This window comes from Planctomyces sp. SH-PL62 (assembly GCF_001610895.1).
Classification (GTDB): domain Bacteria; phylum Planctomycetota; class Planctomycetia; order Isosphaerales; family Isosphaeraceae; genus Paludisphaera.
In genome coordinates, this window is sequence record NZ_CP011273.1 from 1,349,566 (window position 1) to 1,363,663 (window position 14,098).

Genomic DNA, 14,098 nt, shown 5'->3' on the forward strand with positions numbered 1-14,098 from the left:
GAGATCACCCGGGTCGCCGGGGTTTTTGTCTTGATAGCGGGTGGCACGTGGCCGAGCAACGGGATGAGACGACCTGGCGGCGATCCGGCGACGCCTGGGTGATCGGCTGGGGAGGGGACGACTGGACCCTCGGCTTCGTCGACGGCCGATACGGGCTGCGAGGGGGGCGGGGGGGCGGCGAACGCCTGGTGCTCCGCGGACTGGCCGCGACCGGTCGGCGGGACGGCCATGTCTTCACGCCCGAATCCCTCGTGGGCGTCGAGAGCTTCCATTCCCGGGTCCTGGCGACCTTCGAGCCGGCCGGCTGGAACGGCCTGACCGTGCGCGCCGCCTGGGGGCCGTGTCGGGACGGTCGCGGGCTGGATCTGGAGGTGCAGGCGTCGACGTCGACCGTCGGCGAGCTGCGCCGGATGGAGGTCCTGGTCGGGACCCGTTCGGGGCCGGACGGCGCGCGCGAACGCCGCCGGTTCGTCACGGCCCGGGACCGGGCCTCGGCAGGCATGAGCTACGACGGTCGCGAGACGGCCGAGACGCTCGCCGTCCTGGAGACGCTCCCCGTCGCGGGGCCGGGCCGTCCTCTCCTGTTCCAGCCGACGGACTCCCCGTCCGCCTATCTCGAATTCGTCCACCCCGAGGACTTCTCAAGGGTGGTCGTCGAGACCGTCGAGGGGACGGCGACCGACGTGGAGTACGCGCTCTTCGGCTACGACCTGGAGAAAGGGGTGGTCCTCCGGGGCCGCCTGCGCGGCGTCTGGCTGCCGGGCGCGACGACCCCTGAGGCGGCCGACGAGGAATGCCGGCTGTTCCTGCACGAGCCGCCGCCGCTGCGGACCTCTTGAGGTCGATCCGCCGCGCGGGGCTTGTTCGCCTCAACCCGCCGGCGGGGCCGTGGGGGCCTTCGGCGGCGACGCCGCCAGGTCGCGCAGCTTCTTGACGACCTCGGGAGCGTCCCACTCCGCGCCCCCGACGCGCGAGTAGGCGAGGCGTCCGTCCGGCGAGACGAAGAACGTCGCGGGGATTCCATCGGTCAGGAAGACCGGCGGGAGCGCCCGCGCGTGGAGGATCGTCATCGGCCAGTCCTTGCCGGCGACGAACCGCCGCACGTCCTCGATCGAATCGTCCGTGGCGATGCAGAGGAACGCGACGTCGCCTTTCTGGAGGTCCGGTTCGGCCGCCAGGCGGGCGATCGAGGGCATCTCGCGCACGCAGGGGCCGCACCAGGTCGCCCAGACGTTCACGAAGAGGGTCTTGCCCCGAAACGAGGCGAACTCCACCGGCGCTCCGTCGAGGCCCTCGAGCTTCCAATCGTAGGGGACGGCCGTTCCGGGGCCCGGCGCGTCGAGGTCGTCGATCCGCCCCGGCCTCGCCACGATCAGGTACACGACCCAGAACGCCGCGAGGACGAAGGCCATGGTGAGCCAGGGGCGGTCCCGGCCCGCCGGGGACGGCGGCGGGGCGGGGGCTGGGGGGCGGATTCGTCGGTCATGGCCTTCTCTCGGTTCAATCCTGGCCGCGGGTCTCGGCGACGGGGGCCAGCAGGTTCTCGACGGGCGCGTAGTCGTCGGTGAGGATGATACCCCGCGATCGGCTTTCGAGCACGGCCTTCTCGTCGTCGGGTCCGTAGGGTGCTGCAACGGTCTTCTGGCGCTTCTGGAAGAAGCGGGGGTCGTCGTCGCGACGGCCCAGGTCGGCGAGGTCGAGGGGCTGCTTCGCGGCCACGACGACGAACGTCTCGCGCTGGCCTTCGCCGGTCTCGTTGCTCGTGCCGAAGATGTAGACGTGCGGGAAGGTCAGCTTGGCGGTGGCGGTCCACGACCCGAGGAAGCCGCCGAAGCGGTGCGCCGCAGCCAGGTGCTCCCGGCGGACCCGTTCCTGCTGGTCGGGGTCGACGATCTTCTGGGTCTCGATCCGCTTCTCGGCCTTCTTGAGGGCGATGGCGTCGGACTCGTAGGCGTCGATGATGTTGATCATGTAGACGCCGGTCGGGGCAAGCATCTTGGCGATCTTCTCGTTGAACTCGCGGGTCGTCAGGTGCCAGGGGACGGAGAAGTCGTTGAAGGCGTCGCCGAAGACGATGTCATACTGCTTATCGTCCTGGTTTCGCTCGACGAATTGGCGGGCGTCGCCCCAACTGGTGTGGATCGGAGTGTCGACGGGGAGGCCGGTCGCCGCGTGGTTGGCGCGGGTGACGGCCGGATCGATCTCGGCGACGTCCACCTCGGTCCCCGGATAGACGTGCTGGACGTGCCGCTGGAAGGTGTAGGCGCCTCCCCCCAGGAAGAGCGTCTTGAGCGTCGATTTCTCGATCCTGGGCATCCACGACTTCGACGGCGATTCGAGGATCACCTCGTCGGCCGGCGCGACGTCGGACTCGCCGACGGCCGCTTTCAACTCGGGGGGCTTGGTGCCGCCGGGCTGGGCGTCCGCGAAGACCTGATCGGGCAGGGGCCCGCCCTCGGCGGCGGTCGCGGACGACGCGGGCGTCGCCCGGGTGATCTTGCCCGACGCCTTGGCGGAGCGGTAGGCGACCATCGCGTAGATGTGCTCGTAGTCGTAGTCGAGCCGTTCGGGATGGCCGAGGATGAAATAGCCGTGGATCAGGTTGTCGAGGACCAGCGTGCGGAGTTGCACGCCCCCCGATTCGGGCTCGTTGTTGACCTTGATGTAGTAGTAGTTGCTCTCATCGGCGTAGGCGAGCGCATCCTGTGTGGTGTTCGGGTCGCCGACCGGCTCGCGGATGCTCCACTCCTCGCCGATCTTCTCGGTCCACTGCATCGGGAGGAAGCCGATGACGCAGAGGCCCAGGGGGATGCCCGCCCAGACCGCGTGCAGGACCGATCCCAGGATCGTGGCCGTGAGGGCCAGGACGGCCGCGAGCAGCAGGAGCACCCCCTTGGTCCCCAGGACGTCGATCAGGACGAAGCCCGTGAGGAAGGTGCCGAGGATGCTGCCGACCATGCCCCAGGCGTAGACCTGGCCGATGGCCGTCCCCGTCCGCTTGTGACGTCGCAGCCGGTCCACCGCGAGCTTGGCGACCACCGGGCTGACCGTCCCCATCGTGACCGCCGGCAGGAAGAAGACCAGGAACACCACGAGCAAGACGCGGAAGGGCCAGGAGAGGGGGATCGGTCCCATCCCCGGCAGGTCCAATTCATTCCACACGATCGCGTGGCTGAGGACGCTCGGGTTCGGGCCGTTCTCCAGCGACTCGCGGAACCACTGCGGCTGGTTGTCCAGGAAGAGGATGAGCAGCATGGCGACCGAAGAGATCAGGAACAGCCAGCTCGCCTGCTTCTCATTCTGGATCCCGTTGGCGACCCGCCCCCCCAGATAGTTGCCGACGCTCAGGCCCGCGAGCAGCACGCCGATGACGCTGGTCCAGCCGTAGACGCTCGACCCCAGGTGACGCGTCACCAGTCGGCCGGCGACCATCTCCATCGCCATGAACGCCAGGCTGGCGATGAAGGCCAGGATCGCCAGGTCTCTCAGGCTCGCGTGCGGGCCGTCCTCGTGGGCCTCGTCTCCTTGGAGGACCCCCTCCGAGACCGCCCGAGGCGCGCCCCAGAGCGCCCTCGCGGCGAAGACCGCCATCGCGAGCGAGGCCGCGCCTCCCAGCACCGCCAGATAATTGAGCTGATAGCCCCCCAGGTCGATCCCGCCGATCCCGAGCGTCCGCACCAGCGGGCCGACCGACGCCGCCCCGAACAGCGCGGCCGTCGCGGTCGCCAGGGAACGCACCGCGGGGGTCGGATCGAGGATCGCGGCCAGCAGGGCCAGGGCCGCGGCGACCACCAGGACGATGACCGAGGTGGGGGCCAGATAGATCAGCACGAAGCCCGCCAGGAAGGTCCCGACGATCGAGCCGACCGCGCCCCAGAAGTAGACGTCGCCGATGGCGCTGCCGGCCTTCCGCGAGAGTTCGACGGCCATCTTGGCGACCACCGGCCCCACCATGCCCAGCACCGTCGCCGGCAGCAGGAAGTCGAGCGTGACGACCAGGATCGTCCGAAGTTCCCAGTTGATCGCCTGAGGAGACGGCACGATCGACGGGATCGTCGCGTTCACCGCCAGCGCGCCGAATGTCAGGAACGACCCGAGCGCGAACAGGGGCCCCACCGCACGGCGGGGCTCCACCCGGTCGGCCAGGCGGCCGCCCAGGACGTTCCCCAGGCAGATGCCGCCGAGGATGATCCCGATGACGCTGTTCCACACGGTCAGCGACGACCCGACGTGGCGGGCCACCAATCGGCTGGAGACCAGCTCCAGGATCATGATGCAGAGGCTGCTGAAGAACGCCAGGGCGTAGGGGGAGGTGCGAGCTGCCAGGCCGGCCATGCGGGAGGCTCTCCGGGAGGTCGCCGATCCTGTTTCGGCGTGAGGAGTTCCGTCCCTGGAACTGGTGTGTCTTCGTCACGCGACGAGCCTCCACGATATCCCCGGCGGCCGGCTTCCACAACCGAGTACCCGACGCCCGTCGAACCTCGCGACCGTCGCCGCGCGACCGATCCGAAGGCCGGCCGGCGCGGGCTCGATTGACGCCGGCCCCGGCGCGCGGTACACCTGGATATGTCACCTCCGACTCATGGCGGGTCGGAGTGTCTGAAGGCTATGAGCGCCCCCAACGCACGTCGTCCGACGCGCGCCGGGGGCTTTTTTTATGCGCGGAATCCAGATCAGCCACGAGGAAGCCCCCGCTCCAAGAGCCCGGCGCTTCAGCGATTCGTCGAGACCTGGCGTCGCGTCGGCCCGCAACGGGCGACGGCGGCGGGACGATCTCGACGCCCGAAAACGTGTCGAAGGAGGCCCGTCTTGCAACGGCAGTATGTGACGGTCGACGGCAACGAGGCGGCGGCCCACGTCGCCCACGCGACCAACGAGGTCATCGCGATCTATCCGATCACGCCCTCCTCGACGATGGGCGAGCTGGCCGACGCCTGGTCGGCGGTGGGACGGAAGAACATCTACGGCGTCGTCCCCACCGTGATCGAGATGCAATCCGAAGGGGGCGCCGCCGGCGCCTGCCACGGCGGCCTGCAAGGGGGAGCGTTGACCACGACGTTCACCGCCTCGCAGGGCCTCCTGCTGATGATCCCCAATATGTACAAGATCGCCGGCGAATTGACGTCGGCCGTCTTCCACGTCGCCGCCCGATCGCTGGCCACCCACGCCCTCTCGATCTTCGGCGACCACAGCGACGTCATGTCCGCCCGCTCCACCGGCTGGGCCATGCTCTGCTCGAACACCGTCCAGGAGGTCCAGGACTTCGCCCTGATCGCCCAGGCCGCGACCCTGAAGGCCCGGATCCCGATCCTCCACTTCTTCGACGGCTTTCGCACCTCCCACGAGGTCAACAAGCTCGAGCAGCTCTCCGAGGACGACCTCCGCGCCATGGTCCCCGACGACCTCGTCCAGGCCCATCGCGATCGCGGCCTCTCCCCCGAGCGGCCGATCCTCCGCGGCTCGGCCCAGAACCCGGACGTCTTTTTCCAGGCCCGCGAGGCCTGCAACCTCTACTATCAGGCCGTCCCCGGGATCGTCCAACAGGCCATGGACGACTTCGCCGCCCTCACCGGCCGCTCCTACAAGCTGTTCGAGTATTTCGGGGTGCCCGACGCCGAGCACGTCGCCGTCGCCATGGGCTCCGGCTGCGGCGCCCTCGAGGAGACCGTCGCCAGGCTCAACGCCGAGGGTCGCAAGCTCGGCGTCGTCAAGATCCGCCTCTTCCGGCCGTTCGACGTCGAGGCCTTCCTCGCGGCCCTCCCGACCACGACCCGGCGGATCGCCGCGCTCGACCGGACCAAGGAGCCGGGCGCGATCGGCGAGCCGATCTATCAGGACGTGGTCACCGCGCTCGCCGAAGGCTGGGCCGACCGCGCCGGCGACGCCCCGACCCCCCGCGTCTTCGGCGGCCGGTACGGGCTCTCGTCCAAGGACTTCACCCCCGCGATGATCAAGGGGATCTTCGACGAGCTGGCGACCGAGGCGCCCAAGAAGCACTTCACCGTCGGCATCATCGACGACGTCACCCACCTGAGCCTCAAGTGGGACCCGAGCTTCAGCACCGAGGCCGACGACGTCCACCGCTCCATCTTCTTCGGCCTCGGCAGCGACGGGACCGTCGGCGCCAACAAGAACACCGTCAAGATCATCGGCGAGAACACCCCGTTCCACGCCCAGGGCTACTTCGTCTACGACTCCAAGAAATCGGGCTCGGTCACGGTCTCCCACCTCCGGTTCAGCCCCCGGCCCATCAAGTCGTCGTACCTGGTCTACAACGCCAACTTCGTCGCCTGCCACCAGTTCAATTTCCTGGAGCGGATGGACGTGCTGGAGTCCGCCGATCCGGGCGCCACCTTCCTGCTCAACAGCCCCTACGGCGCCGACGAGGTCTGGGACAAGATCCCCATCGAGACCCAGCGCCAGATCATCGAGAAGAAGCTCCGGTTCTACGTGATCGACGCCGAGGCGGTGGCCCAGAAGGCCGGGCTCGGGCGTCGCATCAACACGATCATGCAGACCTGTTTCTTCGCCCTCTCCGGGGTCCTCCCCCGCGACGAGGCGATCGCCGAGATCAAGCACGCGATCGAGAAGACCTACGGCAAGCGCGGGGACGCCGTCCTCCAGCAGAACTACGCGGGCGTCGACCACGCCCTGGCCCACCTGCACGAGGTCACGGTCCCGGACGCGATCGCCGGCGACGTCCGCCGCGTCCCCGCCGTCCCGGCCCACGCGCCCGACTTCGTCAAGCGGGTCACCGCCATGATGATCGAGGGCCGGGGCGACCTGCTCCCCGTCAGCGCCCTGCCGGTCGACGGCACCTTCCCGACCGCCACGGCCCAGTACGAGAAGCGCAGCATCGCCATCACGATCCCGATCTGGGACCCCGAGATCTGCATCCAGTGCGGCCTCTGCGCCCTGGTCTGCCCCCACGCGGCGATCCGCACCAAGGCGTTCCCGGAAGCCGCCCTGGCCGGGGCTCCCGATAGCTACCTCTCCCTGCCGTTCTCCGCCAAGGAGATGCCCGGCTCGCGGCTGACCGTCCAGGTCGCCCCCGACGACTGCACCGGCTGCGGCGTCTGCGTCGACGTCTGCCCGGCGCGGAGCAAGCAGGTGATCAAGCACAAGGCCATCAACATGGAGCCCAAGCTCGACCACCTGGAGCGTGAGCGGGCGAACTTCGACTTCTTCCTCGCGCTCCCCGAGGCCGATCGGACCCAGGTCAAGATCGAGGTCGTCAAGGGCTCCCAGCTCCTCCAGCCGTTGTTCGAGTTCTCGGGCGCCTGCCCGGGATGCGGCGAGACCCCGTACATCAAGCTGATGAGCCAGCTCTTCGGCGACCGAGCGATCATCGCCAACGCCACCGGCTGTTCGTCGATCTACGGCGGCAACCTCCCGACCACCCCCTACGCCACCAACGCCGACGGCCGCGGCCCGGCCTGGTGCAACTCGCTCTTCGAGGACAACGCCGAGTTCGGCCTCGGCCTGCGGCTGGCCGTCGACCAGCAGGAGACCTACGCCCGCGAGCTGGTCCGGCGGATGGCCCCGGATCTGGGCGACGACTTCGTCCGCGAGATCCTCGGCTCTCCGCAGCTCGACGACGCCGGGATCGCCGCCCAGCGCGAGCGGGTGGGGGCGCTCAAGCAGGCCCTCGCCGGCGAGGACTCGTCCCGCGCGATCGCCCTGCGCGGCGTGGCCGACGCGCTCATCCGGCGGAGCGTCTGGATCGTCGGCGGCGACGGCTGGGCCTACGACATCGGCTTCGGCGGCCTCGACCACGTCCTGGCCACGGGCCGAGACGTCAACATCCTCGTCCTCGACACCGAGGTCTATTCCAACACCGGCGGCCAGGCCTCCAAGTCCACCCCCCGCGCCGCGGTCGCCAAATTCGCGTCCGGCGGCAAGACGGTCGGCAAGAAGGACCTGGGGATGATGGCCGTCGACTACGGCAACGTCTACGTCGCCACCGTCTCCATGGGCGCCAACCCCTTGCAGACGCTCAAGGCGTTCCGCGAGGCCGAGTCCTATCCCGGCACCTCGCTCATCATCGCCTACAGCACCTGCATCGCCCACGGCATCGACATGACGACGTCGATGGCCCACCAGAAGGACGCCGTCTCCACCGGCTACTGGCCCCTCTACCGCTACGACCCCCGGACCGCCGTCGCCGGCGCCAAGCCGTTCCACCTGGACAGCCGCAAGCCGACCACCCCGTTCCGCGAGTTCGCCCTCAAGGAAGGCCGCTACGCCATGCTGGCCCGCGCCAACCCCACCCAGTCCGAGAAGCTCCTGGCGATGGCCCAGGAAGACATCAACGAGCGCTGGCGCTTCTACGAGCAGATGGCCGGCGTCGAGCGGACCTTCAACCCGATGGAGGAAAACCCGAGATGAGCGCCCGCCTGAAGACCAAGTACCTCGGCCTGGAGCTGAAGAACCCCCTCGTCGCCTCGGCGGGCCCGCTCACCGGCAAGCTCGAGACCCTCATCAAGCTTGAGGAAAACGGCGTGGCGGCCGTCGTCCTGCCATCGCTCTTCGAAGAGCAGATCGTCCGCGAGGAAGACGAGATCAACAAGCTCTACGAATACGGCACCGAGTCGTTCGCCGAGGCCCAGACCTACCTCCCCGAGATGGAGGAGTATCACACCGGCCCGGACAACTACCTGCACCACCTCCGCCAGGCCAAGGCCGCACTGACGGTCCCTGTGATCGCCAGCCTCAACGGCACCAGCACCGGCGGCTGGACCCACTACGCCGAGTTGATGCAAGACGCCGGGGCCGACGCCCTCGAATTGAACATCTACTACCTCCCGACCCACCCCGAGCTGACCTCGGACGACGTCGAAAGGCGCTATCTGAGCCTGGTCGCCGCCGTCCGCAAGTCGGTCAAGATCCCCCTGGCGGTCAAGATCGGCCCCTTCTTCAGCTCGCTCCCCAACATGGCGAAGCGGCTGTACGACGAGGGGGCGGACGGCCTCGTGCTGTTCAACCGATTCATCCAGCCGGACATCGACCTTCCCAGCCTGTCGGTCCAGCCCCGGCTCGTCCTCAGCAGCAGCGACGAACTGCGGCTCCCCCTGCGCTGGATCGCCATCCTCCGCTCGTACTTCGACAAGTCGCTCGCGGCCACCACCGGCGTCCACACCGCCGAGGACGTCATCAAACTGGTGCTGGCCGGGGCCGACGTCGCCATGATGACCTCGGCCTTGCTCCAGTCCGGCCCCTCCCTCCTCGGCACCATCCTGTTCGGCATGCGGAGCTGGCTGGACGACAACGAGTACGAGTCGGTCGAACAGATGAAGGGCTCGATGAGCCAGCGCAACATTCCCGACCCCGAAGCCTTCGAACGTGCCAACTACGTCAAGACGATCGTCTCGTACAGCACCGACTCCGAGTAAATCCCTCAGACGCCCCCAGCCCCGTGCGATGATCGCTTCGCTCGGGGCTTTTCCTTTCTCTCCACCGCACTTCCGGCCCATGGGAATCTTCCCGCCGTTCCTCACTTCTCATCGGTATCGTACAGACTCTCCATATGGGGATGGTCCGCCTTGGTCGAACCCCGGCAGCGAACGTTCCCCCCGAATCGACGGATGGAGTACGAAGGACGCAAGCGAAACGAGATCAAAACCGCCGAACGAAGCCAATACGCGGCCCGGAGTTTTCAGCGGAAGGACTTTATGGTAAAGATGTTGCGGCCGATGGCTCCGTTCGCCGAGGCTTGCGAACCAAGCCAATCGCGGAGTCCTCCCGGCGCTCGGACCGCCGCATCCCGGCGAGACGACCGGACCCGACGGATCGAACGCCTGGGCGACCGTTCGGGGCGGATCCGCCCGACATGACGCCTCCCCGTAACCCAGCGACGGCGAGCCGGACCTCAAGAGAACAGGCCCACATGATTTCCGAACTCATTCACGATCTGGACGATCCCCGACTCGCGGTCTATCGCTCGCTGAAGGCGACGAACGCCACGCGCGACCTGGACTGTTTCGTCGTTGAAGGGGAGAAGCTCGTCGAACGGTTGATCGCCAGCCGCTTCCCGGTCGCCTCGGTGCTCGTCACCGATCGCCACCTGGACCGGCTCGCCGCGACCATCCCGGACGGGGTTCCGGTCTACGTCGTGCCGTTCGAGAAGGTGCATGACCTGGTGGGCTTCCCGTTCCACCGCGGGGCTCTCGCCTGCGGTCGTCGTCTTCCCCGACCCGACTGGCGGGCCCTCTGGGGGACTTCGAAAGGTCCTCTGACCTTCGCAATCTGCCCCCAGATCAGCAACCCGGAGAATGTCGGCTCGATCGCGAGGCTCTGCGACGCATTCGGAGTCGACGGGATCTTCGCCGGCTCGTCCTGCCCCGACCCGCTCTCCCGCCGCGTGCTCCGGGTCTCGATGGGCTCGACCCTCCGGGTCCCGATCGTCGTCGCGGACGACCTGCTCGGCCTGGCCTCGGAACTGGAGTCGGCGCTGGGCGTCGGCTTCCTCGCCGCCGTCGCCGACGACCACGCGACCCCCTTCGGCCGGGTCGAGATACCCAGCCGGGTGGGCCTGGTCCTCGGAGACGAGGATCGCGGGGTCGACCCGGACTGGCTGGCGCGATGCCGCCACGCCGTTACGATCCCGATGAACGGCCGCGCCAGCTCGCTCAACGTCTCGACCGCCGCCGCGATCCTGCTCTACCACTTCAGCCGTCGCGACGGGGATTGAGCCGACGGACCCGGCCCCCTCGCCGGCGCGATCGGCTCGTTGCCTCAATTATCGAATATTTTGGAATCGATCTGGGTCTAAGTGTTTGCGCATTCATGCGATGGGCGGTCAGGCGAACAGCCGCATCCCGCGACGTCGAGGGCGGTCGTTCCGCTCCAGCGGGAGCAGCCTGCGCATGGCGGTGCGGGAGTCGGCCCCGAAGCCCGTGGTGAACGAGCGGGGGGGGAGGCTGAGGTCGGCTTCCTCCTGGTCCTGGTCCCGAGCGCAGAGCGGGGGGGCGATCTCGACGACGTGAAAGCCGGAGACCAGCACGAAGACCGCGTAGGGCAGGGGGGCGTCCGGGTCCGTCCGCCGCGAGAGCGAGACCCAGGGGATCGCGTGCGCCGAGTGGGTCCGGTAGACCAGGCAGCCGGTGCCGGAAAACAGCGAGCTGTCGAAGTCGTGGTCGGGATTGCCGACCCATTCCAGGGTGTCGGCGAAATGCCCGAGTTCGCGCGCCGGCATGATCGCGATCGCCATGCGGACGAGCGACTTGTACGCGCCGATCGAGACCGTCGCGGGCGGCGAGGCTCCGTCGTCGAGGGACCGCCAGAACTTCGCGAAGTCCTCGTCGATGGCCCCGGCGAACTGCGCGTGGCACTCGTCGCAGATCTCGCCGGTGTAGAGCGAGGTCTCGCCCACGGCGGCCGGCACGATCAGCCGGGCCTTCGAGAATTTGGCCCTCGGCGCAGCTCGCTCACAATAGCGGCAATGCGTCTGGGACCGCGAGCCGACCACGATGGGTTCGGCCGACGCCAGGGGATACTCGGCCGCGGGCCGGTAGTTCATCTGGAAGGCGACGTCCATCTCGGCGGCGGCCCAGTCGTCCTGGTCCGCCCCGTGAGCCCAGCCTCGCCGCTCCCAACGCTCATAGGCGGCACGCTGAATCTGTTCCCAGGTAGGCTGCATCGCGCGATCCCTCGTCCCTTCGACGCGTTTCCGTACTCATCGGCCGGGCGCGGACGGTCCCCGAAACCCTGCCGGCCCCATCATAAACCTAACGCGACTTCACAGAAAGAGCGGCCGTAGGATCAGAGGCCGACCTCCAGGTGGCCCCCAATCCGATTCGGGTCGTCGGCGTCCCCAGGACGAATGACATTCCGGGGCGACCTTGACGGCCGAGAGGCGTCGAGAGGACGATGGCGCGGACATCTCCCCTTCGCCGGGCCGACCGTGTGACGGCCCGCCGCCGCATCCCCGGACCCGGAGAGCGACTCAATCATGATGCCGACGATCCTCACCCCTCTCGTCCTGGCCATCTCCTCCGCCGCGTTCGTACCGCCGACCGACCAGCCCGCGAAACCGGGGGCGAGAGCCTCGCTGGCGAGCTTCGAAGAACTCCAGGGCCGCCTGGGCGCGCCGGACCTTCGCATCCTCGACGCCCGGGCGAAGGGGGAGTATGAGAAGGGCCACCTGCCGGGGGCCGTCTGGGTGGACCCGAAGGCCGTCGCGGCGAGGGCCGCCCAGCCCGGAGCGTTGACCGACCGCGAGTCGTGGGAGACCTGGATCCGGCCCCTGGGGATCGGGCCGGAGACGACGGTCCTGGTCTACGACGACAACCGCCAGCTCGACGCCGCTCGCGTCTGGTGGCTGCTCGGCTACCTGGGAGTCGAGCGGGTCGGCCTCCTCGACGGCGGTTTCGCACTCTGGTCGTCCGAGGGGCGGCCCGTCTCTCAGGAAGCGCCCGAAGTGGCGCCCCGGCCCTTCCCCGTGTCGTTCCACGCCGGTCGTCGGGCCTCCCGCGCCGAGGTGCTCGCCGCCGTGGAAGCCCGCTCCGCGCGGATCATCGACGCCCGGAGCGAGGCCGAGTATACGGGCGAGGACAAGAAATCTAAGCGAGGCGGCCACGTCCCCGCCGCCTGCCATCTGGAGTGGAAGAACTTCGTCAAGCCCGACGGCCGCTTCCTCCCCCTTGAGGAGATTCGCGAGAAGGTCGTGAAGGCCGGGGTGAAGCCGGGAGAGCCCGTCATCACCCACTGCCAGGGAGGCGGCCGCGCGGCGGTCGACGCCTACGTCTTCGAGCGCCTGGGCCACCCATCCAGGAATTATTATGAAAGCTGGGCCGACTGGGGCAACGCCGAAGACACTCCCATCGAGACCGGCTCGAAAGACTGACGCGATCGGACGCCCCTACGCCCAGATCGAGTCGCACGAGGTCGACAGGACGACGCTCCCCGGTTCGCCGTGCGCCTGCTTGCCGTTGTGCGAGGAGTTCACCCCGGTGTAGAAGAGCCACCACCGGCCTTCGTGCCGGACCAGCGATTTCGGGGCGTAAATCCCGTAGCTGTCCGGCTCGCCGGGCGCTCCACGAGGGATCCACGGCGATCGGAGCGGCCGTTCCCAGACGATGCCGTCCTCGGAGAAGCACCACTCCAGGTCCATCGTCTGGGCCTCGACGCGGTAATGCCCCAGCATCCCGATCCTCCCCTTGTCGGTGTGCGTGACCGACAGGTAGTAGAACTGCTGATCGATCGGGTCGTGTTCGTCGGGCGTCAGCACTCGCCGGGGGGCGGACCAGTTCAGGCCGTCGTCGCTCGTCCGGCGGTCGATGACCCGGATCAGCCCGGGGGCGTTGTCGTGGGCGATGTAGCGGGGGTCGTCCCTGGGCACGTCCAGCAGGCCCACCGAGTACATCTCATACCCGCCGTCGGGGAGGCGGTACACGTCGGCGACGTCGTTGGAGATCAGGCGGCCCGGGGCGGAAGGTTCACCTGGCGGCTTCGAGGACGACCTGCGGGCGTGGCGGGCCAGGCCGGCCTCGATGGCCGCCTCGCCGGAGACCGCGCGGTCGAACGCATGGTAGAGGCAGGGCCGGTGCGGGTCGAGCACGCGATAGCGCCGGCCGTCGTCGCTCTCGGCGGCCAGGTAGCGGCCGACCCCCGGCCCGTGCGCCCAGAAGTAGAGTCGATGACGGCCCCCAGGCAGTTCGAGGTGGACCGGCTGGACGGGGTTCCAGCCTTCCGGCAGATTCCCGATGGCGAATGCGGCGTCCTGGGGCTCGCCGGCCGATAGCGTCGCGACCCGGCGCTCCATCGGCTCGCCCGGGACTCCCGTGGCGACGGCCACGTTGTATCGGGATTTGGGATCGGTCAGCGAGTACCAGAGCCGCCAGCGTCCCCCATCCAGGGGCTCGGCCGGGCAGGTGAAGTTCTGCACCCAACCGTCGCCGGGCCCGCCTTCCCGACCAAGGACCACCGGCCCTTTCTTCCACGCCTCGGGCGGGCAGGGGCGGGGGGCGTCCCTCCGAGCCGCGACGGCGTGGGACGGGAGGATCGAGGCCCCGCAGAATCCCATCGCGGCGCCGAGGAACGTCCGCCGATCGAAGGACGCCGCCGAATTCCCCATGGTCTGGCTCATGCTCAAAATCCT

At 68.7% G+C, this 14,098-nt stretch carries 9 protein-coding genes; 5 read left to right on the plus strand and 4 right to left on the minus strand.

Going from position 1 to position 14,098, the window contains the following annotated elements:
• Positions 1-47: 47 nt before the first annotated feature.
• On the plus strand, positions 48-839 hold the full coding sequence (locus VT85_RS05260; protein WP_068411575.1) for a hypothetical protein: 792 nt from the start codon (positions 48-50) through the stop codon (positions 837-839).
• A 30-nt stretch (positions 840-869) separates the two neighbouring features.
• Here the strand turns inward: VT85_RS05260 and VT85_RS05265 are convergent, their stop codons facing one another.
• Together VT85_RS05265 and VT85_RS05270 are read right to left on the minus strand one after the other, a co-directional pair.
• Complete coding sequence (locus VT85_RS05265) at positions 870-1,412, minus strand: TlpA family protein disulfide reductase (RefSeq protein ID WP_068411578.1); 543 nt, start codon at positions 1,410-1,412, stop codon at positions 870-872.
• Positions 1,413-1,500: 88 nt separating this feature from the next.
• Positions 1,501-4,335 carry a fused MFS/spermidine synthase gene (locus VT85_RS05270; protein ID WP_068411581.1) on the minus strand — a complete coding sequence of 945 codons (2,835 nt, stop codon included), beginning with the start codon at positions 4,333-4,335 and terminating at the stop codon, positions 1,501-1,503.
• Positions 4,336-4,809: 474 nt separating this feature from the next.
• On the opposite strand from VT85_RS05270, the gene nifJ reads away from it, so the two are divergent.
• The 3 genes from nifJ (at position 4,810) to VT85_RS05285 (ending at position 10,690) form a co-directional block, all read left to right on the plus strand.
• Positions 4,810-8,388, plus strand: a complete 3,579-nt coding sequence (nifJ, locus tag VT85_RS05275) for a pyruvate:ferredoxin (flavodoxin) oxidoreductase (protein WP_068411584.1) — start codon at positions 4,810-4,812, stop codon at positions 8,386-8,388.
• Positions 8,385-9,392 carry a dihydroorotate dehydrogenase-like protein gene (locus tag VT85_RS05280; RefSeq protein ID WP_068411587.1) on the plus strand — a complete coding sequence of 336 codons (1,008 nt, stop codon included), beginning with the start codon at positions 8,385-8,387 and terminating at the stop codon, positions 9,390-9,392. Before nifJ ends, VT85_RS05280 begins: the two co-directional genes overlap by 4 nt.
• Before the next feature lie 494 nt (positions 9,393-9,886).
• Positions 9,887-10,690 (plus strand): TrmH family RNA methyltransferase, encoded by an 804-nt coding sequence (locus tag VT85_RS05285; RefSeq protein WP_068411590.1) that lies wholly within the window; start codon positions 9,887-9,889, stop codon positions 10,688-10,690.
• 108 nt (positions 10,691-10,798) lie between these two features.
• Here VT85_RS05285 and VT85_RS05290 read toward each other — a convergent pair whose 3' ends face one another.
• On the minus strand, positions 10,799-11,638 hold the full coding sequence (locus VT85_RS05290; protein ID WP_068411593.1) for a DUF2934 domain-containing protein: 840 nt from the start codon (positions 11,636-11,638) through the stop codon (positions 10,799-10,801).
• A gap of 312 nt (positions 11,639-11,950) precedes the next feature.
• Here VT85_RS05290 and VT85_RS05295 point away from each other — a divergent pair, with 312 nt between their 5' ends.
• Positions 11,951-12,844 (plus strand): sulfurtransferase, encoded by an 894-nt coding sequence (locus VT85_RS05295; RefSeq protein ID WP_068411595.1) that lies wholly within the window; start codon positions 11,951-11,953, stop codon positions 12,842-12,844.
• 15 nt (positions 12,845-12,859) lie between these two features.
• Here the strand turns inward: VT85_RS05295 and VT85_RS05300 are convergent, their stop codons facing one another.
• Positions 12,860-14,086, minus strand: a complete 1,227-nt coding sequence (locus VT85_RS05300) for a hypothetical protein (RefSeq protein WP_068411598.1) — start codon at positions 14,084-14,086, stop codon at positions 12,860-12,862.
• Positions 14,087-14,098 lie beyond the last annotated feature (12 nt).